A 21,146-nucleotide genomic window follows, 5' to 3' on the forward strand; every position below is an offset into this window, starting at 1 on the left:
AACCGCGCCTTAACGGCAGGTTCATCCGCCGACATAACAATGAATACGGCAGATCCGCTATACTCTTACCCAGTCTCACGTTCAGGGAAATGACAGGACCATCTATGAAAGCGATCAAGCTGATTCTCGCCCTGCTGCTGGTGCTTTTACTCCTTATGGGAGTGGCATTGGTGGCTATCACCACACTGATAAACCCCAACGACTACAAAAACGAAATCCGGGATGCGGCACTGAAGCAGGCCGGTATCGAGTTGCAGATCGAGGGCGATATCGCCTGGTCCTTCTATCCCTGGCTGGCATTGCAACTGAATCAGGTCGGTGTCGGCTATCCCGATAAACCGGCGCTGGGCCAGCTGGCACGGGCCGAAGTTTCAATCAGCATTCCCGCAATCATCAGCGGTGAACTGCAGATGAACCGTCTGCTGGTCGACGGTCTGAAACTGGACCTGCTGCAGAATGCCGATGGCAGCAACAACTGGACTCCGGCAGCGGCAGTCAGCCAAACCAGCGATGCTGCCGAAACGGCTGGCCGCGACAACGTCGACGAAGAAGCACGCCAGCCACTGACGCTCGATATCGAGGCGGTCGAGATCCGCAATGCGGCACTGACCTACACCGATGCCGCGCAAAACAGCCGTATTGAGCTGACCGAACTGAACCTGAGTTCCGGCCGCATCAGCGATGGCCTTGCCTTCCCGCTGCAGCTGAGTGCTGCCCTGCGTCAGTTCAGCGGCGACCAGTTACAACTGAGCAGCACTGCAGAGTTGAACACCGAGGTCACGCTCAATCTGACCGCCAACCACTATCAGCTCAACACACTGACCACCCAGCTCGACCTGATCGAGGGTGCCAGCTTGCCGGCGGCACTGACCCTGACACTGGCCGCCGATCTGGATGCGCGAATCAACGAGCAGCAGGTCGAGGTCAGCAACTTGAGCATCAATGCCGACCCGTTGGCGATCAACGGCGCGATCAGCCTGCGCAACTTCAGCCAACCCGAGCTGAGCGGTCAGCTGAGCAGCAACACCTTCAACCTGAAACAGCTGCTGACCACCCTGGGCCAGAGCGCACCCGAGACTGCCGACAGCAAGGCACTGACCGCATTGGCATTCAACGCTACCCTCGGCGGCCCTGCCGGCACCGTGCAGCTCAAACCGCTGAGCCTGCAACTGGATGACACCCGCTTCAACGGTGAAGCCAGCGTGGTACTCGCCTCCCAGATGATTGCCCTGAAGCTCAAGGGTGATGCACTGAATGCCGACCGCTACCTGCCCCCGGTTGCCACCAGCGGCAGCAACAGTGCGACAGACAGTCAGGCCAGTGCCGCCAAGCCAGCAGCCACACAGGGCTGGCCCAAGGATGAGATTATTCCACTGGAACCGCTGCGCGCGCTTAATCTGAGCGCTGATCTGGATCTGGACAGTCTGACTGTCAACGGTATCGCACTGGGTCAACCGGGCCTGAGCCTGAGCGCCGACAGCGGCCTGATCCGTCTGACCCGCTTCAAAACCCGTGCGTTCGATGGTCAGATCAATGCCACTGCCCGCATCGATGCCCGCAAGACGCCATTGCAACTGAGCATCAGCAAACAGATCAGCAATGTGGAAGTCGGCCAGGTACTCAAGACTCTGGCCGACAACGATGCGCTGGCCGGAAAGTTCAGCGCCAAAGCTGACCTGACCCTGCGCGGTCAGTCGGTGCATGCCTGGGTTAATTCATTGAGCGGCACCGCCAGCCTCAATATGGCCGAAGGTGTACTCAAGGGTATCGATGCTGCCCAGTCCATGTGTCAGGGCATCAACAATCTGTCCGCCCTGTGGATCAACGCCGAGCGCGTCGACCAGACCACCCCCTTTGCCGACCTCAGCGCCAGCTTCAACCTGCGTAATGGTGTCGTCAGCAACAACGACCTGGGTGCCAAGCTCGATGCCATGCGCGTGGCGGGCCGTGGCAGCATCAATCTGCCGCAGCAGACACTGGATTACCGTGTCGGCTTGACCATCGAAGACAACCTGTTCAACCAGAGCTGCTCGGTTAACGACCGCCTGGAAGGCGTTGAAATCCCGGTCAACTGCAAGGGCGGTTTCAATGATGAGCCCGCCAAACTGTGCCGTTTGGATACCAGTTTTATCGGCGACCTGCTCAAGGCTGAAGCCAAGCGCAAGGTAGAAGAGAAAGTCGGCAACCAACTGGAAGAAAAACTGAAGGAAAAACTGGGCGAAGACGGTGCCGGCAAGGTACTGCAGGGGTTGTTTGGCCGATGACACCTGAACAGTTCCATGGTGCCGTGCTGGACTGGTTCGACCGGCACGGCCGCCATAACCTGCCCTGGCAGGCCGAAAAAACCGCCTATTTCACCTGGATCTCCGAGATCATGTTGCAGCAGACGCAGGTGAAGACGGTGATCCCCTATTTTCAACGTTTCATCGAACGCTTCCCGACCGTGCATGATCTGGCCGATGCCGATCAGGACGAAGTGCTGCACCTGTGGACCGGGCTGGGCTACTACGCCCGCGCCCGCAACCTGCACAAGACCGCACGTATCGTCAGCCGTGAACGGGGCGGTGAATTTCCGCACACTGTCGAGGAGATGGAAGCCCTGCCCGGTATAGGCCGCTCCACCGCAGGTGCCATCGTATCCATCTCGACCGGTAACCGCGCCGCCATTCTCGACGGCAACGTCAAGCGGGTGCTGGCACGCTTCTATGCCGTCGAAGGCTGGCCGGGAACGCCTGCGATCATGAAGGAACTCTGGGCCTGCGCCGAGCACAATACCCCGCATCACCGGGTCGGCGATTATACCCAGGCGATGATGGATCTGGGGGCAACGCTCTGCACCCGCAGCAAACCCAGCTGCCTGCTCTGCCCGCTGCAGACGCATTGCGAAGCCCGCGCACTGAACCTGACCGACCGCCTGCCGTCACCACGGCCAAAGAAAATACTGCCGGTAAAGCAGACGCTGATGCTGTTGATCAGCAACGCCGAGGGCGATGTGCTATTGCAACAGCGTCCGCCTACTGGCATCTGGGGCGGCTTGTGGAGTCTGCCGGAAGTGGCTGATCTGCGCGATGCAGCAACCACTCTGGGAATGGAGCTTGACCCTGCCGCCACCGAGGTGCTGGAACCGCTGCGTCATACCTTCAGCCACTACCATCTTGATATCACCCCGGCACGTGTAGTCGTAAAAGACCCCACAAACTCTGTCATGGAAGGTCCGCCGGCTCTCTGGTATAACGTGGAGCAACCTGCAAATATTGGTCTGGCAGCACCGGTCAAGCGCCTGCTTGAACGCTATGTCAGCTGAACCGGAGATCCCTGATGACACGCACTGTTTTCTGCCGCAAGTACCAACAGGAACTGGAAGGACTGGAACGCCCCCCTTACCCCGGCGCGCTGGGCCAGAATATCTTCGACAACGTCTCCAAACGGGCATGGCAGGAATGGACCGATCATCAGACCATGCTGATTAACGAGAAGCACCTGAGTCTGATGGACCCTGAAAGCCGCAAGTATCTGCAGCAGGAGATGGAAAAATTCCTCTCCGGTGATGACTATGATCAGGCGGACGGTTACGTGCCTCCTGAAAAATAATCGCAATAAGTGCTTGACCGGGGCGACTTTTTTCGATTAAATACGCCCCCGTTGCCCAGATAGCTCAGTCGGTAGAGCAGGGGATTGAAAATCCCCGTGTCGGCGGTTCGATTCCGTCTCTGGGCACCACCTGATTCCAGAAAAAGCCTCGCATATGCGAGGCTTTTTCGTATCTGATTACCCGTTAAAGATCATGTTTTACGCGACTACAGCTCCCTATATATTGTCGCAGATCAGAAACGAGTTCATCACTCCTCCTGCACTCCCTCTTTGTCACCGGGCCGGTAGCCAAAAAATGGCAAAAAAATGTTATGTTGCCCATACCCGAACAGGTGTTAGCGGATACAGGTAGTCATGCCATGCACGAACAGACAGGCCCAGTGGCCAGGATCCCACTGAAAGGGCAGACCGCGAACATTTTACTGCTATTGATGTTATTGATCGGCCTGCTGCTTTCAGCCAAGCCCGGCCATGCTCTCGAATCGACTGCAGGCAGCCCGCGCATTATCTATATTACGTCAGATACACGCATTCCATTCTGGAACGTTTTATCCCGCGGCATCCATCGTCAGGCTACGGCATTGGGCTATCAGGTCGAAACCCTGAATGCACAGAACAATGCCCGTACGGAGCTGGAGCTGGTTGCCGGTGCAATCCGTCAGCAGGTCGACGGCATCATCATTTCACCGACCAACTCGTCCGCTGCAGCAACACTGATCAAACTGTCAGCCAAGGCCGATATTCCCGTGGTCATTGCGGATATAGGCGCCGATTCGGACCGCTACGTCGCGTACATCTCGGCTGACAACCGGGGGGGAGCCTATGCGATCGGCACTATTCTCACCCGGGCACTGGAACAACGCGATTGGCAGCAGGGGCGGGTTGGTATCATCGCCATTCCGCAAAAGCGCCTTAATGGTCAGCAACGTACCGCCGGCTTCATGCAGGCACTTGACGAAGCCGGCATCCAGAACGCCGCCATGCGCCAGCAGGTGGATTTTTCCCATGACGAGACCTATCGTTTCACCCGTGAACTGATTACCACTGTCCCCGACCTGCGCGCCATCTGGCTGCAGGGCTCAGACCGCTATCAGGCCGCACTGGATGCACTGGCCGACACTGGCAAACAAGATGACGTCCTGCTGGTTACGTTTGATGCCGAACCGGATTTCCTGCAACTGATTCCCGACGGCGTATTGGTCGGTGCCGCCATGCAACAGCCCTACCTGATGGGCGAAAAAGCGGTCATGGCCCTGCACGACCACCTGCAAGGCAAGGCCGTGATACCGGAACAAAAGCTCCCGGTATTGGCCATCTCGGCCGACAATATAGGCGCCAATCTGGCACTCATTCGGCGCAATGTACTGGGATTGGAGACAACGCCCTGATGCCCATGCTTCGCACTCAGCGCTCATCCTCTCTTTATATGCTGCTGGTCTGTATCGTCCTGCCCACCATTTTCATCACCGTCTCCAGCGGCGCCGCGTTCAACTATTTCACCGCCAAACAGCGCATCAACCACGACATGGAGCGCAGCGCCGCACAAAGCCTGCAGACCCTGCAGCAAAATATTGCAGGCCTGATAGAGGCCTACGCGGTCAACGAATATGAACAGATCATTGCCACCGAGGTTGGCCTGCATAATAACTGTGGCATCCTGCTGGACGACTATAATCTCGGCACCATCCTCGGCAAGCCCGCTTACATGACCGGCAGCCTGCGCTTGCCGGACGGCACCGTCAGCGCCTTTGATGCCGACCTTACCGAGCACCGGCGTCGGCTCGACCACTGCTATGCGGCCGGCAGCATGCCCGTGCTTGCCAGCGATGGCAGCCCCATCGGCCTGATCCACCTGTATACCTCAAACGAAGCACTTGATGCCAAACTGAAAGCGATCATCCACGACTCACTGCTCAATACTCTGATCATCTGTACCCTGATGGTGGTCGCACTGCTGGTACTGACGCGCAGCGTCATTCTTAAGCCTCTGGCCAGCATGATCGCCGCCATACGCACCACTGACAAAGACGGCATACCAATCAACATGATGCCTGACCGGGGGCCTCATGAAGTGCGTACTCTGGCCCAGAGCATCAACACAATGATCACCTCGATCCGTAATTCCCGTATCGACCTGCAGGCACAAAAAGATGCTCTGGACTATATGGCACATCATGATGCGCTCACCGGGCTGGCCAACCGTACCCTGTTCACCGAGCGCCTGAGCAGCGCCATTCCCCGCGCCGCCCATGCACAGCAGATGCTGGCCGTCCTGTTCATCGACCTTGACCATTTCAAGACCATCAACGATTCACTCGGCCATAATACTGGCGACAAGGTACTCAACATCATCACCAACCGGTTGAGCCGTGTCCTTCGCGCCGGCGACACGCTCGCCCGCCCCGGTGGCGATGAGTTCACCATCATGCTCGAAGGGTTGGACAATATTGCGCAGGTCACAGCCTGCGCGAACACGATTCTGCAGGCGATCACCCGTCCACTGCAGATCGAACAGACCGAACTCTACATCAGCTGCAGCATAGGCATCAGCCTCTTTCCTGATCACGGCAGCAGTGCGACCGAGCTGCTGATGCAGGCCGATGCTGCCATGTACCAGGCCAAGAGCGAGGGCCGCAACAGTTACCAGTATTTCAATACCGACTTGACCCAGCAGGCACGGGAACGCCTGTCATTGGAAGCACAACTCCGCAGCGGCCTGCAAAATGGCGAACTGAGTCCGTATTTCCAACCGCAGGTTGATGCCGCCAGCGGACAGCTCATCGGCTTTGAAGCGCTCGCACGCTGGCACCACCCCGAACAGGGCATGATTTCACCGGCACGCTTTATTCCGCTGGCTGAAGTCACCGGCTTGATCCATCAACTGGATTTGGTGATCATCCGCCAGGCGATGCTGCAGTTCGCGAACTGGTATACCCGCGGCCTAAACCCCGGAGTACTGTCGGTCAACCTGACCGTCCGTCATTTTCAGCACCAGCAGTTTGTTACTACGCTGCAGCAGCTGATGACAGATACCGGATTCCGCCCCGAATGGCTGGAAATCGAAGTGACAGAAAGCCAGCTGATGACCAAGCCGGAAGCCGCCATTGAAGTCCTGCGTCAGATTCACCAGACCGGTATCCGCATCGCCCTGGATGATTTCGGTACCGGTTACTCATCACTGTCCTATCTGAAGCGCCTGCCGATCACCAAACTGAAGATCGACCAGTCATTCGTGCGTGACTTGCCCCATGATGAAGAGGATGCCTCCATTACCTGCGCGGTGATTGCACTGGCCGATAGTCTGGGTTTGGAAATCATTGCCGAAGGCGCGGAAACGGCAGAGCAGGTCGAATTCCTGCTGGCACATGGATGCCGACAGATCCAGGGCTACTTCTACTCACGTCCGTTGCCTGCCGTTGCTGCCGAAGCCTTCATGCTCAACGACGCCGGTCTGATTCGGGAAGCCTGAGCCTCAAGTCCGCTCCAACAGATCCGGCCCTGGCATGCCGATCAGTTCTCCCTGGGCAAAATCGATCCCCAGCTGTTGCACCTGCTCCAGCACGGCGGCCGAATGTACAAATTCGGCCACGGTCTGGATGCCAAGGCTGTGGGCAAAACTGACAATGCCCCGTGTTACCCGCCGCGCGTTCACATCGGTGTGCAGGTGACGAATCAGACTGCCATCAATCTTGAGCAGATCGACATCAAGACGCAGCAGATGTGCGAAATTGGAATAGCCGGTGCCAAAATCATCAATGGCGATACGGCAGCCCCGCGTTTTCACGTCCTCGATGAAATGGCGCACCTGGTCGTAGTTATCGATGCCGTCGGATTCCAGAATTTCAAAGATCAGCCGTGGGCCAACACCGGTCATGTCCAGCTGCTCCAGAATAAACGCGGTCAGCGCACCGTCTCGCAAATCGCCGTAGGCCAGATTGATCGAAAATTGCAGTTCGGAATCGGCAAAATGATGGCAGCATTTCTCGATCATCAAGCGGGTAATCTGACGGTCCAGGCGCAGTTGGCGCGCTACACCCAGAAAATGGCCGGGGCTGATCGCGCGGCCCTCTTCATCGAGCATGCGTACCAGACATTCATATTTTTCCACCTGTCCGGTCGCGGTATTCAGGATCGGCTGATACCAGGGCTGCAATCGATCGGTACGCAAGGCCTCGCGCAAGCGGTTGGCCCAACGCAGATTGAACGCGAACTGCTGCTCCAGTGAATGGGCGTTGTCATGAATCCGGTAATTCAACCCATGCTGACGCGCCTGCTTCAACGCTTCTTGAGCCTCATTGATCAGGTCACACTGCTGCACCGGACGGTCCGGAGTTGATACCGCCGCGCCCAGGGTCGCACTGAGGTTGATATCATGCCCGTGCCAATGCAGCTGCTGCGCCTGTACAAAATGCAACAGGCGTTGCAGTTCAGCACCCAACGCGTCGACGGCCAGCGGCGCAACCAGCAAGACGAATTCATCGGCCCCCAGCCGATACAGGCGTTGCCCCGGCGGTGAGGATGCCTGCAGCCGTGCCACCAGCGTCGTCAGGATATAGTCACCGCAGGCATGACCCAGCAGCCCGTTCAGCTGCCGAAAGCGATCGAGATTAAGCAGAATCAAGGCCGCCTGCTGCCGCTGTTGCAGATCCAGCAGCAGCCGGGCCCGGTTGGGCAATCCGGTGAGTTCATCCGTGTAGGATGCCTGCAACTCCCGCATCAGTGCCGCCACCTTGAACAACACCAGCCCCGATAGCAGCAGAATGCCCAGCCCGCCCAACAGCAGAATACGCAGATTGGTGCTGCGCATGGGTGCCAACACGGCGTCGATCTCATCACGGGGAACCCCGATGCCGAATACCATGCCGCCACGGGTGGTAGCATGAAACAGCGCGAAGTCGCGACCCTCTACGTGTATGTGGCTGCGTCCGTCCTTTTGCACAGGCGCCAGCTGCTGCTCAACCGCTGCCATCAGCTGTTCGGCATACCGGGCGTCCTTAATTTGACTCAGACTGGAAAGTCGGCGGCCATTGCGGTCGATCAGCCAGGCAAAACTGCCGGGCGTCATCTCGATACGGCTGACCCGCTCAATCAGCGTATCGGCATGCCAGTCGGCACTGACCAAGCCAAGCAGCGCCCCGTCCGCTGTTCTGAGCGGGCGGATAAGGCTGATCACCGCAGCATCCGTCAGGGGGTTGTAGTAAACCGGCGTCCAATAGTGATCCTTCTTATCCACACCTTGTTCACGCCAGTCAGGGCCCAGCGCCAGCGGGAACCAGATCTGCTGCCGGTAATCCTGCCAGTGTAGATCGGCACCCGCGTATACCTGTGTGCCGGTTCCACTGCGATATGCCAGCGCACCAAAGGGCTGCTGTGGTCGAATCACATCCGAGCGATACCAGACACCGCTACCGAAGGCAGCCGGGAAGCGTTGCAACCGCTGCAGCAACTCCTGCTCCAGATTATGCACTGACATCCCGCCTTCGAGGTTAAGCCGGGCAAACAGTGCCGCCTGCTGCACCAGATCAGCGGTATATTGTTCCAGCCGCTGATGCTCGGCATTGATACGATCCAGATGGGCATGAAAACCATCCTCGATCTGCTGCTGCCGCACGGCTGACATCGCCTGTTGGGAATATTTCAGGTTCAGTGACGACATGATCCAGAGCCCGGCCAGAAACAAACCCACCAGCAGCACTAAACCCCACATAATGGATTGCTTGGAAGGGTCCAGACGCTTTAACCCGGGCAGTATCCGTTCCAGATGCCGGGACACACTCACGGAGCCAGATCCAGCTGCTGATGTACCTGCTTGCGCGCGCTACGACGTTGGGACAGGCTCAATTCCCCTGCCAACACTGCTGCACGGTCACGCGCACCGGCATATTCATACCAGGCCCAGGCCAGCGCCGGATCGCGGACGCCTGCCACACCTTCCAGTGCCAGTTCAGCCAATCGAATCTGTGCATCGCGATCCTGCTGCTGTGCGGCCCGCAGCCACCAGTGGCGCGCGTCGCCATACTGCTGCAACGCCGCCAGGCTGGTGGCCAAGGCACTCTGTGCCCGCCGGTTGCCCGCTCGCGCAGGTGGCTCACAGGCACGGATCGCATCGGCGTGATTGTGAATCCCCGCCAGCAGATAGCATTCATTGGCCGTGGTATCCCAGGCAGGGTTAGCCACGGGTTGTATCGGTTCCGGCAACGGCTCTGTCACCACGGCCGACTTGCGGGCTACGCGGACGGCAAACGCTTCCACCTGTCGTGGACAGGAATACTGGTAACCGGCCCGATAGCGCGCCAACACCTGCTCGGTCACATCACGCTCGGCAAAGCGTTGCGCTACCGCCAGACAACGCTGTTCACGCTCAGCAGCGACCCGCTCCCGGTCAGCACGGCGCGTTTCATCCTGCTCATGCGTACGCAAAAAGGTCGTCAAAGGGTCGATATAGGGCTGATTGAACAGCGCCTGCACCCGTTGTTCTTCCGCGTCATACGCCAATTTGGAGCTCTCCAGCGCCGCACACCCGCTCAACATCACTGTCATCAGCAAGGGCAGCATGAACTTGGCCATTCGCATGATCGACACGGGGTCTGGATGATGTTTGTACATGGAAGCAGAGAACATAGGCGTTGTTGATCATTCCGATAACAGGGCTGCAGACGGTTCAACAGCACATCCACTCAAATTTCAGAGCGGTGCGACATGAACAGACTCTTGTCATGAGTTGATAATACCCGAAGGACGGCATGATCGCCTATTCGTACGCCGGATGGACGGCCGTCGCCCTGCTGGTTCAGCACTTAATCTATACACAGGTTTAGGCACACCCTCAGCACCTCCTGTTGATAACAAAAAACACACCGGAGATGCTGGATCAAACCATGGTGGCCTGTTGATAACCATGGCTTACTTCTATCCCCATTACCCTTGCATGGACCTGTGCATAACCTTTGCACAAGGTCGTTACATCAGGATTGAACCTGCAGCCAGCCTGAGACGAAGAAAACCGGTTGTTTTTTGATCAGCTGCTGGGATAAAGCTGGTTATGCACAACTTACACCCAAATATTTTGATATGCCATCCCGGTTCCTGTTATCCGGGATAGTCCTGCCTAAGCCTGTGTGTAAAAAAGAATGTGCATAACCTTCTGTGGATAATCGTAGTATTTTCCTGCCCGAATTGGGCTTATTTACCATGGCCAATACTGTCGCCTCACACATACATCGTATTTAACCGACTGGCTTAAGCTGATAAATTGAATCCATGTGCGCAAAGCGCGTATATTCAACAATATCAGGGAGATAAGGAAATACCGATGCGAACACGACACACGCTAAAAGGACTTGCGCTGGCCTCCGGCTTACTACTGCTCTCCGGTTGCCAAACACTTTCCAGCAAACAGAGTCTGGATGATTTCAATCAGCAGTACGGACAAGGCAATTATCAAGCAGCGGCCGATTTTGCCCTCACGTCCGGCGGTATCAATGCCGAAGGCGAGGGCGGTAACCTGCTCTGGTCACTCCAGGCCGGCTCGGCCCTCAAGGCCAGCGGCCAGTTCGCCTACAGTACCAAGGTGTTCGATCACGCTGAAACCATGATGAAGGCGGAAGATACCGAGAATATCGGCCGTAAAGGCCTTGAGAAAGTCACAGCGACTCTGATCAACAACAACCTCAATCGCTACGACCCGACAGTCTATGACGGCGTCATGGTGAACACCTACAAGGCCTTGAACAGTATCTTCCTGCAGGATCTGCAGGGCGCACGTATCGAGTTCAACCGTGCCGCCGACCGCCAGCGCCGTGCCGAAGAAACCTTCAAGACGCGAATCGAAGAACAGAAAGCGAAACTGGCCGAGACCCGCGAGCAAACCGAAGGTGAGCAGGCCGCCAACTCACAGCTCGACTTTGGCAAAAGTGAACAGGCCTCGCGCCAGGCAATTGATGAAGCTTTTGCCGAGCTGGATGACTGGAAAGCCTATCCCGACTTCGTCAATCCCTATACCGATTACCTGCACGGCCTCTACTTCATGCTGGCCAGCGCAGACCGTGCCGACTACGGCAAGGCGCGCGAGTCCATGCGCCGTGTCCGCGGTATGGTCTCGGACAACGACGCTGTCAAAACCGATTACATGGTGATCAACAAGCTGCGGACCGGAGCCTGGCGCAAGCACAAGCTTAATCCCGCGGTTTGGGTCATCTTTGAAAACGGTGAAGCGCCTACAATCGACGAGATCCTGGTGCCGCTGCCGTTGTTCCTGATCAGCGACAAGGTCGAGTACGCGCAGATTGCACTGCCGAAACTGAAAGAACGTGCACGCGCCTATCCTTATCTGGAAATCCGTTCCGGCGGCAAGCGCCTGGGCAAAACCGAGCTGTTGGCCAGCATGGATCGGGTGATCCAGACCGAGTTCAAGCGTGAATTCCCGCTCAAGGTTACCGAGGCTATTGCCAGCACCCTGACCAAGGCCTTTATTCAGTATCAAGCGAAGAAGGAACTGGGGCTGGCGGGTAGCCTGGTAGCAGGGATCTATCAAGCCGCCACCACTCGTGCCGATACCCGCAGCTGGAGCAGCCTGCCTAAGGAAGTTCAGGTTTCGCGTGTGCGTAAACCCGCCAACGGTACGCTGGAATTGCATGCCCCCGGACTGTCGGAACCGCTGAAAGTCGAACTGCCAAAAACCCGTTTTTCTGTTATTTATGTCAAGGCAAGTGCACCAGGAAGCACACCTGTGTATCAGGTCGCAGGCTTTGACGCCTGATTATTCGTAAGGAGACGAACCATGCAGATTCGTATCGGCGTGCTGGCAACAGCCGCCCTTGCGCTGTGGGGCTGCCAGACTCAGCCACAACAACCCACACAATATCCCCAGCTTCAGATCGGCCCTCGTGCCCAATCATATCTGCAGATCGAAGCGGTACAGGAAGGCTATGCCTCCAGCAACCTGCTGCGTGCCGGCGTACGCCTGTACAACCGCAGCAGTCAGGAACAGACCCTGCGCTACCGCTTCAGCTGGTTTGATGCCAACGGTTTCGAACTCAAGGGCATGGCCGGGCGCTGGGAGCAACAGCCACTGCGTCCCGCCGAACCGGTGATGATTGATCGTGTGGCGCCCAGTCCCAAAGCGGTCAGTTACCGCATTCAGTTATTTGATCCCCGCACACCTGTAGCCAACTCTACACAAGGAATTGATGGATGAGCCCTCGTAACACTCTGATCAAGGCACTCGCACTGACCACCGTCCTCGGCCTCGCGGCCGGTTGTACCCCGCAAACCCGGCTGCTGCCACAGGGCGGCGTCGACCAGCCGGTCACCATGGGCCTGAGCGGATCCGATTTTGCCCAGGCCGCCTCCGATGCCGTGCAGTCCATGCTCACCTCCGGTGCCGTCGACCGTACCGACGGCAAGAAGAACATCATGGTGGTGTCCACGGTACTCAATGACACCATGCAGCGCATCGATACCGACCAGCTGGTGAAGAAGATCCGCGTGGACCTGTTGCGTAGCGGCAAGGTGCTGACCACCACTGCAATTGGCCTCAACGGTGCTGAAGACAAGATGACTCAGGCCTATGCCGAACTGAGCCAGTCGCGCAAGGTCGACCGCTCAACCGTCGTTCGTCAGCGCCTGGCCGCACCGAACATGAGCCTGTCCGGCAAGATCATTCAGCGTAACAACCGCGTCGACGGCAACAAGCAGTTGGTGGAGTACTACTTCCAGCTGACCCTGACCGACCTGTCCAACGGTTTGGCCATCTGGGAAGATGAAACACCGATCCGCAAGCTCGGTAGCGCCAAGGGAACCTCCTGGTAACGTAAAGGAATACGATGATGAAAATTCTTTTTAAAAAGACCGCGCTGGCATTTGCACTGAGCAGCCTGGCCCTGGGTGTTCATGCACAGGGCACCACCGCAGCAACTGAGCGTCAACCTGAAACACCATTGACAGCACCTCAGGCAGAGGCCCCTCAGACAACTGCGCAGACAGAAGCCGTTGAGATTGCTGCCGCAGACGCCGCAGAGCCTGCACCGGTCGATCCCGGTATGAAGTTGATGGAACAGATCGATGAATGGAAATATGGTGCCGGCGCTGGCCTAACCGAACGCGCTGACAATAGCGCTATTTTCATGGCTGAAGGCATCGCCTTTGTCAAAGTCACGCCGGATGCAGCTGACTGGGCTGATCACCGTCTGATGGCCTACAAAGAAGCACTGATGCATGCCCAGGCACAGTTTATCGAGTTTGAAGGCATCAGCACGCGCGCTGAAACCGTCAGCAAGTTATTTGAAGACAAGAGCCAAATGCCCAAGTTCTTGCCCAAAGAACTGCAGAGCTCCAGCAAGCTCGAGGAAGTGCTGAATAAGGCCGTTGCACTGGCCGGTGGCAAACTGGATGAGCAGCTCAGCGAGCTGGGCATTAACCCGGATGAGTTCACTGCAGCCCCGCCAGAAAAACGTGCCCGTCTGCTTGAGAATTCCATAAGTGAGCAGATCTCGACCCGCGCCCGCGCCAGCCTGACCGGTTTGATGCCAGTCAAAACCTTTGAAGCCAATGATGCTCAAGGCCGACACGCCATTGCCGTGATTGTGGTCGCTTCGGACAAAATGCGCCAGTTTGTGTACGACATGAAGCAAAGCAAGGGCGATCTGGCACCCAACCCTGAAAAGGTCGGCGGTCCCTCACTGCGTGAGCGCTTTAACGACAACAAAACCGCACTGATTCACGAGTTCGGCATCCGTAAGATGTTCGATGAAAATGGCTATCCGGTGCTAGTCTCCTTTGGCCAGGCAGGTACCGGCTATAACGGCTCTGATTTCAACCGCCAGATGAATGCACGCAAGGGTGCCTTCCTGTACGCCAAGGGTGATGCCTACGCCAACTTCGCCTACTTACTGAACTCTGTTGGTAATGCCGAACTCAGTACCAGCAGGAAAAGCATGGATGCTACCGACGGCGTAGTACGCGCTGAAAGAGATAGCGTGGTCGAGTCGGAAGAACAACGCATCGAAATGGTGAAGGCGATCAACAATGAGATTTCTGCCCGTGGCAGTATCTCCGATCTGCCGGGCACCCGCCAGTTGATTCGCTGGACGGCAAAGCACCCGCTGCATGGCAACGAGATCAACGGGGTTGTCTATGTATGGCACCCTGTTTCGGAGCAGAACGCCCGCGACATGCGTGATTTCAAACCCAAGCGCACTGAACAGGTTCAAATCCAGGAACGCAAAGCCACTACCGGCACCTCCGGCGTCAGCCAGAGCCGTGACCTGATGTCAGCTGACGATTTCTAAGGACGGAACCATGCGATCATTACTGAAAACGCTGGTAGCACTAACCGCTCTCGTCTGGACCTGCTTCAGCTTCGCGGCAGAGCAGGTCGTGGACGCGGCGGGCTATGGCAGCAGCCGCAATCAGGCGATCAGCGATGCCCTGGTACAGGGCTTGCGTCAGGCTACCGGGGTCAGCATCGACAGCCGCGAGGTGATGCAAACCCTATCGGGTCGTGCCAGCGTCAGCAACAATGAAGGTGAGCAGTTCAACAGCTCGTTCGAAGTTGCACAGCGCGGTGATCTTAGCCTGAAAACCAAGGGTCTGGTGTCACGCTACGACATTCTCGCGGTAGAGCCACAGGATGACGGCAGTTTCCGTGCCGATGTCAGCGTACATGTGCTCAAGTATGACAAGCCGGGTTTGCCCGCCGATAGCCGCCGCACTCTGGCGGTGATGCCATTCCACAGTGACAAGCGCAGCTTCTCACTATTGGGTGACAATACGGCGGCAACCAAGCTGGAGTCCGAACTGCGCAATCGCGTACTCGATCAGTTCACCCAGTCCCGTCGGATGAACGTGCTCGACCGCGAATTCGGTGCCGAATTCCAGGCAGAAAAAGCGATTTGGCTCAGCGATGATGCCGCATTGGCGGAGAAAGCCAAAACCGGCAACGTACTGGGTGCCGACTATATCGTCGTTGGCAATATCCGCAATGTGCGCAGCACCCGACATGTGAAAACCCTGCAGCTGACCGGCGAAACCATCGTCAGTTATAGCGGCAGCGCACAGCTGGACTACAAGATCGTACTGGCCGCTACCCGACAGGTGAAATGGTCCGACTCGATCAATCTGAAGTTCGGTGACAGCGATATCCGCGCCATGCTCAAGCAGTACGGCTCGTCCCAGGCCGGTATCACCGCCGAACTGGCCGAGCAGCTGGCCCAGAAGGCCTTGGCCAATATCTACCCGATGCGCGTCGTGGCGGTAAAGGGCAAGACCGTCGTGCTGAACCAGGGCGGAAAAACGCTCAAGAAGGGCGACCTGCTGGACGTGTACTTTTTGGGTGACGAGATGTTCGATCCCTACACCAACGAGTCACTCGGTCAGCTGGAAGAGAAGATCGCGGTGGTCAAAGTGGTCAGAGTCAGTGCGAAAACCACCTATGCCAAGGTGGTAGAGGGCGATGCCGAACTGATCGAACAGGACTTCATCGTGCGTCGCTAATAGCCCTGCGTGACATCAAGATACGACAAGGTGGTCTACAGGCCACCTTTTTTTATCTTCTCGCTGACACCGGATGATACTTCATGCGGGGCGACTGACGATCATGTAAGCACGGCATATTCCTATGCGCAACGGGGCGACACGGCACTTACGGCACAATATATAAGGTGAAAACGGGTAATATGACAGTTGCACTGATAAACAGCGTGACTGTTTTTTTGATCTGATTTTTTGGAGTGATCCCGCTTCAGGACGAAGCAAGGATGGTGCAGATGGGGAGACTCGAACTCCCACGCCCGTGAAGGCACTAGCACCTGAAGCTAGCGTGTCTACCAATTCCACCACATCTGCATTGGGTGTGACGTTTTAACGTGCGTTACCACTCAAATTGTCGCTTTCGAAGGGCCTTTTATCCAGTCGGACAAGAGGTGGTGCAGATGGGGAGACTCGAACTCCCACGCCCGTGAAGGCACTAGCACCTGAAGCTAGCGTGTCTACCAATTCCACCACATCTGCTTCGAAAGTGGGCCGCATTATATCGGCCCCCTTTTACCTTGTATAGCCTTTTTTCAATTTTGTTATTCTTTTTCCTGCAGGCACGCGGCAAAGCTATCCGCCAGTGACTGCAAGTAATCGATATAGCCGTCAGGCCCGATGATCGCATCACGCGCCAGCGGGTCCAGTTCGCCCAACTGGACCGGCAAGCCGCTGGTGATCGCGCTCACGATGGCACTGGTAAACTGGGGTTCGCTGAACACGCATACGACATGGCTCTGCTCAAGCTGATGACGGATTTCGGCCAAATGGCGCGCACCCGGGCGACGCGCCGGATCAACCGTGAAATACCCCAGCTGCTTCAGGCCATAATGATTGATGAAACCGCTGTAGGCATCATGAAACACATAAAATCCCTGCTCCGTATAGGGTGCCAACTGGGCACGAATCTGGACATCCTTGCCGCGCACCGCACGCTCGAACACAGCACGATTCTCCGCCAAACGTTCGCGCTGTTGCGGGAACGCCTGCTGTAGTGCCGGCAGCATCTGGTCGGCCATCTCCAGTGCCGTCAGCGGGTCCAGCCATATATGGGGATCATTGCCGTCAGCATGACCATGATGCTCATCGGCCACGGGTTGCCCGGTTGCTGCAGCGTGGTCGTGGTCGTGGTCGTGGTCGTGGTCGTGGTCGTCAGCCTCGTTGTGTTCCGCATCCGCTGTCACTGGATCATGTGCATGCGGCTGGCTATCCGGCAGAAGGGTTACAATATGAGCGTCGGTGCGGGACAATGGCTTCTGCAAGAACTGCTCCAGCCCCGGCCCCACCCAGATGACAACCTTCGCTTCGGCCAGGTTACGCATGTCGGATGGTTTGAGCGCATAGTGATGCGGTGTTCCTTCAGGTGGCAACAACAACGCAGGCTGGGTTACGCCATCGGTCAGCGCCGAGGCGATCAGCTGCAACGGTTTGATACTGGTGACAACGTCAGCAGCGGCAGCCGTTAGCGGGGTCAGCACGGCCACCGACAGAGACAGGGTGGACAGTGCGGTGCGCAGTACATGTTTCATCGGGACAAGCTCTCGGTTACGCCATCAATAAGTTATACTATAACAAAACATCGAAAAGACGAACTCGAACATTATGGAAAACCTGGCTTTTGAGTCTGGCCACAACCATCAACACTGCATCGATCAGGCCCTGCAGTTGGCTCGAACCCTGTGCCGCGAGCGCCAACAGCGCCTGACACCGGTACGTGAACTGGTGTTGAAACTGATCTGGCAGAGCCACCAGCCGATCGGTGCTTATGAACTGCTGCCGGCACTGGCCGAGGCGGGTTTCAACTCGGCACCGCCAACCGTATACCGGGCACTGGAGTTTTTGCAGGAGCAGGGGCTGGTCCACCGCATCGCCTCTCTGAATGCCTTTGTCGGCTGTCCGCACCCAACCCAGGCACACCAGGGCTGTTTCCTGATCTGCCGCCAGTGCCATTCCACCTCGGAGCTGGACGCAGGCCCTGTACACGCCACCCTGCAATTGAGCGCCCAGGCTGTCGGCTTCAGCATCGAACAGGAGACCGTCGAAGTCACCGGCTTGTGTCCCAACTGCCGTGACGGGGAGGGGGGCTGATGCCTGAGCACAACCCGGACCTGATCCGGCTGGAACAGGTCAATGTCCAGTTCAACAAGCAGACCGCGCTGAACACCGTCGACCTGCATTTGCATGACAACTGCATCACCACATTGATCGGCCCCAACGGAGCTGGCAAGACAACACTGGTGCGGGTGGTACTGGGACTGATCAAACCTTCCTCCGGCAATGTATGGCGTAAACCCGGTCTCCGCATCGGCTACATGCCGCAGAAGCTGCATATCGACCGCACCCTGCCATTGTCAGTGGAACGTTTCCTGCAAATTCCAAAAAAACTCGATAAGCAACTGATGCACAAGGCATTGGATGACGTGGGTGCCGCCCATCTGCTGAAACATTCCATCCACAATCTTTCCGGTGGCGAGACCCAACGGGTACTGCTGGCACGGGCCCTGTTGCGTGACCCGCAATTGTTGGTCCTGGATGAGCCGGTACAGGGCGTCGACCTGAACGGACAGCTGGAGCTGTATCAATTGATCGCGGACATCCGCAAGCAGCGCCGCTGTGGCGTGTTGATGATCTCCCATGACCTGCATCTGGTGATGGCGTCCACCGACCATGTGATCTGCCTGAACCAGCACATCTGCTGCTCCGGCAACCCGGAACATGTGAGCAACGATCCCGCATTTATCGAGCTGTTCGGTCCGGCTCAGGCCAGCACCCTGGCACTGTATAACCACCATCATGGGCACCAACACGATGCCCACGGCGATATCATCGTCGATCACCCGCAACCCGACGACTGTAACGGACATCACTGTGGCTGAGTTTCTTATTCTCGCTTTGGCCGGCGGCATTGGCATCGCCGCGCTGGCAGGCCCGCTGGGCGCTTTCGTGGTGTGGCGGCGCATGGCTTACTTTGGCGATACTCTGGCGCACTCGGCACTGATGGGCATCGCGCTGGGCTTTCTGTTTGATATCAACCTGAATCTGGCCGTAGTTGCCTGCTGCGTGCTCCTGTCCGTCATGCTGGTGTCATTGCAGCGCCAGCATCTGGTCGCTACGGATACACTGCTCGGCATCATGGCACACAGTGCGCTGTCGCTGGGCCTGGTGGCCGTGGCGCTGCTGGATAATGTGCGCATCGACCTGCTGGAATACCTGTTTGGTGACCTGTTGGCGATTGCACCCAGCGACCTCTACTGGATTTACGGGGGCGGCGCGCTGGTGCTGCTGCTGCTGTGGCGATTATGGAACCCGTTGCTGGCAATCACCATTAACGAAGAGTTGGCACAGGTGGAAGGTGTGCCCGTGGCACGCACCCGACTGGCGCTGATGCTGTTGATCGCGGTGGTGATTGCGGTGGCAATGAAGCTGGTCGGCATCCTGTTGATCACCTCGCTGCTGATCATCCCGGCGGCGGCAGCACGACGGCTGGCCAGCACACCGGAACAGATGGCGGTGTTCGCCTCGCTGCTGGGCATGCTGGCCGTTGTCGGCGGGATCAGCGCGTCCTGGTTCTGGAATACACCGGCAGGACCGTCGGTGGTCGTCACCGCACTGATTGAATTCCTGCTGCTGTACACACTGCCGATCCGGGCACTCCAGCAGCGATGAACAGCAACGCCCGCTGGCCCGATCGGGCTACCCATCGTCGCGTCTGGGCACTGGCCTGGCCGATGATGCTGTCCAATATCACCGTGCCGCTGCTGGGACTGGTCGACACCGCAGTGATCGGCCATCTGCCCGACCCGCATCACCTCGGTGCCGTGGCCGTGGGCAGCATGATTTTCTCCATTCTGTACTGGGCCTTCGGCTTCCTGCGCATGGGCACGACAGGCATGGTAGCGCAGGCATGTGGCCGTAATGATAGCGAGCGCATCCGTACCCTGCTGGGCCAGTCGCTGGTATTGGGTGCCGGCATCGGCCTGGTCATTCTGCTGTTGCGCACACCACTGACCGCACTGGCGCTACAACTGATGGAACCGGAACCGCTGGTGCTGGCCTCAGCTGCCGAATACACCGCCATCCGTGCTTTCGGTGCACCAGCGGTCCTGTGCAACTTCGCACTGTTAGGCTGGTTTGTCGGCAATCAGAACACGCGTATCGCGCTGATTCTGCTGACCAGCACCAACCTGCTTAACATGCTGCTCGATCTGTTGTTCGTGTTCGGTTTTGGCATGGCCGCCGACGGGGTCGCACTGGCGACCGTCTGTGCCGAATACTTCAGCCTGGCGCTGGGGCTCTGGTTCTGCCGCCGTCTGCTGGGAAAAATGCCGGGGCATTGGGCCTGGCAGCAGCTGCGCCGCCTGAGTGATTATCGCGAGCTGATCAGCGTCAATCGCTATCTGTTCGTACGTACCCTGTTGCTGCTGATGACCTTTGCCTTCTTCACTGCCCAAGGAGCCCAGCAGGGCACCACCATCCTCTCGGCCAACGCCGTGTTGCTCAACTTTCTGCTGCTCATATCCAATGCGCTGGACGGCTTTGCCCATGCCACCGAAGCACTCACCGGCAAGGTACTGGGCCAAAGGCGACGACAGGGGTTCTACCAGGTACTGATCTGCGCCACGCTCTGGTCGGCCGTCAGTGCTGTCCTGCTGACCCTGGCATTCTGGCTTGGCGGCGAGCCGATCATCTATCTGCTGACCGACATCCCCGACGTTCGCGAGGCGGCGGTACGCTATCTGCCGTGGATTATCCTGTTGCCGCTGATCGGCACCTGGAGTTTCCTGCTCGACGGCATCTTCATCGGTACCACTCAGGTCAAGGTGATGCAGAACACCATGCTGGTGTCGGTGCTACTGGTGTTCATGCCGGTCTGGTGGCTGAGCCAATCCTTGGGTAACCATGGCCTCTGGCTGGCGTTCATGTCGCTGTTCGCCGCACGCGGCCTGAGCGGTGCCTGGGTATTTTGGCGCCTGAATCGGCGTGATGCCTGGTTTGAAGACCGACGTTGAGTGGCATAAAGCGCGATT

Annotated in this window: 17 protein-coding genes and 3 tRNA genes; 15 read left to right on the forward strand and 5 right to left on the reverse strand. The window is 57.6% G+C overall.

Annotation, left to right across the window (positions count from 1 at the left end):
* Window positions 1-104: 104 nt before the first annotated feature.
* The 6 genes from CLV44_RS08875 to CLV44_RS08900 all read left to right on the forward strand — a co-directional run bounded on the left by CLV44_RS08875 (window position 105) and on the right by CLV44_RS08900 (window position 7,060).
* Window positions 105-2,264 carry an AsmA family protein gene (locus CLV44_RS08875; protein WP_170069303.1) on the forward strand — a complete coding sequence of 720 codons (2,160 nt, stop codon included), beginning with the start codon at window positions 105-107 and terminating at the stop codon, window positions 2,262-2,264.
* Window positions 2,261-3,304, forward strand: coding sequence for an A/G-specific adenine glycosylase (gene mutY / locus CLV44_RS08880; RefSeq protein WP_106591769.1), 1,044 nt, complete (start codon window positions 2,261-2,263; stop codon window positions 3,302-3,304). The genes CLV44_RS08875 and mutY overlap by 4 nt, the downstream gene beginning before the upstream one ends.
* Window positions 3,305-3,318: 14 nt before the next feature.
* On the forward strand, window positions 3,319-3,591 hold the full coding sequence (locus tag CLV44_RS08885; RefSeq protein WP_106591770.1) for an oxidative damage protection protein: 273 nt from the start codon (window positions 3,319-3,321) through the stop codon (window positions 3,589-3,591).
* Between the two features lie 53 nt (window positions 3,592-3,644).
* Window positions 3,645-3,720 (forward strand) — tRNA-Phe (locus CLV44_RS08890).
* 230 nt (window positions 3,721-3,950) lie between these two features.
* Window positions 3,951-4,979 (forward strand): substrate-binding domain-containing protein, encoded by a 1,029-nt coding sequence (locus CLV44_RS08895; protein WP_245912651.1) that lies wholly within the window; start codon window positions 3,951-3,953, stop codon window positions 4,977-4,979.
* Window positions 4,979-7,060 (forward strand): putative bifunctional diguanylate cyclase/phosphodiesterase, encoded by a 2,082-nt coding sequence (locus tag CLV44_RS08900; RefSeq protein WP_106591771.1) that lies wholly within the window; start codon window positions 4,979-4,981, stop codon window positions 7,058-7,060. Before CLV44_RS08895 ends, CLV44_RS08900 begins: the two co-directional genes overlap by 1 nt.
* A 3-nt stretch (window positions 7,061-7,063) precedes the next feature.
* On the opposite strand, the gene CLV44_RS08905 is transcribed toward CLV44_RS08900, so the two are convergent.
* Both CLV44_RS08905 and CLV44_RS08910 read right to left on the reverse strand, forming a co-directional pair.
* Entirely contained in the window at window positions 7,064-9,370 is a 2,307-nt protein-coding gene (locus tag CLV44_RS08905) for an EAL domain-containing protein (protein WP_211298110.1), read from the reverse strand.
* Entirely contained in the window at window positions 9,367-10,197 is an 831-nt protein-coding gene (locus CLV44_RS08910; protein WP_106591773.1) for an SEL1-like repeat protein, read from the reverse strand. The genes CLV44_RS08905 and CLV44_RS08910 overlap by 4 nt, the downstream gene beginning before the upstream one ends.
* A 706-nt stretch (window positions 10,198-10,903) precedes the next feature.
* Here CLV44_RS08910 and CLV44_RS08915 point away from each other — a divergent pair.
* The 5 genes from CLV44_RS08915 to CLV44_RS08935 are packed head-to-tail and all read left to right on the forward strand — an operon-like array spanning window position 10,904 to window position 16,083.
* The gene (locus CLV44_RS08915) at window positions 10,904-12,349 is read left to right on the forward strand and encodes a COG3014 family protein (protein ID WP_106591774.1); all 1,446 of its coding nucleotides are present in this window, start codon (window positions 10,904-10,906) and stop codon (window positions 12,347-12,349) included.
* Window positions 12,350-12,370: 21 nt separating this feature from the next.
* On the forward strand, window positions 12,371-12,787 hold the full coding sequence (locus CLV44_RS08920) for a DUF1425 domain-containing protein (RefSeq protein WP_106591775.1): 417 nt from the start codon (window positions 12,371-12,373) through the stop codon (window positions 12,785-12,787).
* Window positions 12,784-13,401: a penicillin-binding protein activator LpoB gene (lpoB, locus tag CLV44_RS08925; protein ID WP_106591776.1), complete on the forward strand. Its 618-nt coding sequence runs from the start codon at window positions 12,784-12,786 to the stop codon at window positions 13,399-13,401. The genes CLV44_RS08920 and lpoB overlap by 4 nt, the downstream gene beginning before the upstream one ends.
* 17 nt (window positions 13,402-13,418) lie before the next feature.
* A complete protein-coding gene (locus CLV44_RS08930; protein ID WP_106591777.1) occupies window positions 13,419-14,879 on the forward strand; it encodes a DUF6844 domain-containing protein in 1,461 nt (486 codons plus the stop codon).
* A gap of 10 nt (window positions 14,880-14,889) precedes the next feature.
* Window positions 14,890-16,083 (forward strand): LPS assembly lipoprotein LptE, encoded by a 1,194-nt coding sequence (locus CLV44_RS08935; RefSeq protein WP_106591778.1) that lies wholly within the window; start codon window positions 14,890-14,892, stop codon window positions 16,081-16,083.
* 264 nt (window positions 16,084-16,347) lie between these two features.
* On the opposite strand, the gene CLV44_RS08940 is transcribed toward CLV44_RS08935, so the two are convergent.
* From CLV44_RS08940 to znuA, 3 genes are all read right to left on the reverse strand, one after another.
* Window positions 16,348-16,434 (reverse strand) — tRNA-Leu (locus CLV44_RS08940).
* A 78-nt stretch (window positions 16,435-16,512) separates the two neighbouring features.
* Window positions 16,513-16,599: transfer RNA gene (locus CLV44_RS08945), tRNA-Leu, on the reverse strand.
* A gap of 62 nt (window positions 16,600-16,661) precedes the next feature.
* A complete protein-coding gene (gene znuA / locus CLV44_RS08950; protein ID WP_106591779.1) occupies window positions 16,662-17,648 on the reverse strand; it encodes a zinc ABC transporter substrate-binding protein ZnuA in 987 nt (328 codons plus the stop codon).
* A 73-nt stretch (window positions 17,649-17,721) separates the two neighbouring features.
* Here znuA and CLV44_RS08955 point away from each other — a divergent pair, with 73 nt between their 5' ends.
* From CLV44_RS08955 to CLV44_RS08970, 4 genes are read left to right on the forward strand one after another with little or no spacing between them, the layout of a single operon-like run.
* Window positions 17,722-18,207, forward strand: a complete 486-nt coding sequence (locus tag CLV44_RS08955; RefSeq protein ID WP_106591780.1) for a Fur family transcriptional regulator — start codon at window positions 17,722-17,724, stop codon at window positions 18,205-18,207.
* Entirely contained in the window at window positions 18,207-18,995 is a 789-nt protein-coding gene (znuC, locus tag CLV44_RS08960; protein WP_106591781.1) for a zinc ABC transporter ATP-binding protein ZnuC, read from the forward strand. Before CLV44_RS08955 ends, znuC begins: the two co-directional genes overlap by 1 nt.
* A complete protein-coding gene (gene znuB / locus CLV44_RS08965) occupies window positions 18,988-19,785 on the forward strand; it encodes a zinc ABC transporter permease subunit ZnuB (RefSeq protein ID WP_106591782.1) in 798 nt (265 codons plus the stop codon). The genes znuC and znuB overlap by 8 nt, the downstream gene beginning before the upstream one ends.
* Window positions 19,782-21,128, forward strand: coding sequence for an MATE family efflux transporter (locus CLV44_RS08970; protein WP_106591783.1), 1,347 nt, complete (start codon window positions 19,782-19,784; stop codon window positions 21,126-21,128). The genes znuB and CLV44_RS08970 overlap by 4 nt, the downstream gene beginning before the upstream one ends.
* Window positions 21,129-21,146: the final 18 nt, after the last annotated feature.

It is taken from the genome of Marinobacterium halophilum, assembly GCF_003014615.1.
GTDB classification, from domain to species: Bacteria; Pseudomonadota; Gammaproteobacteria; order Pseudomonadales; family Balneatricaceae; genus Marinobacterium; species Marinobacterium halophilum.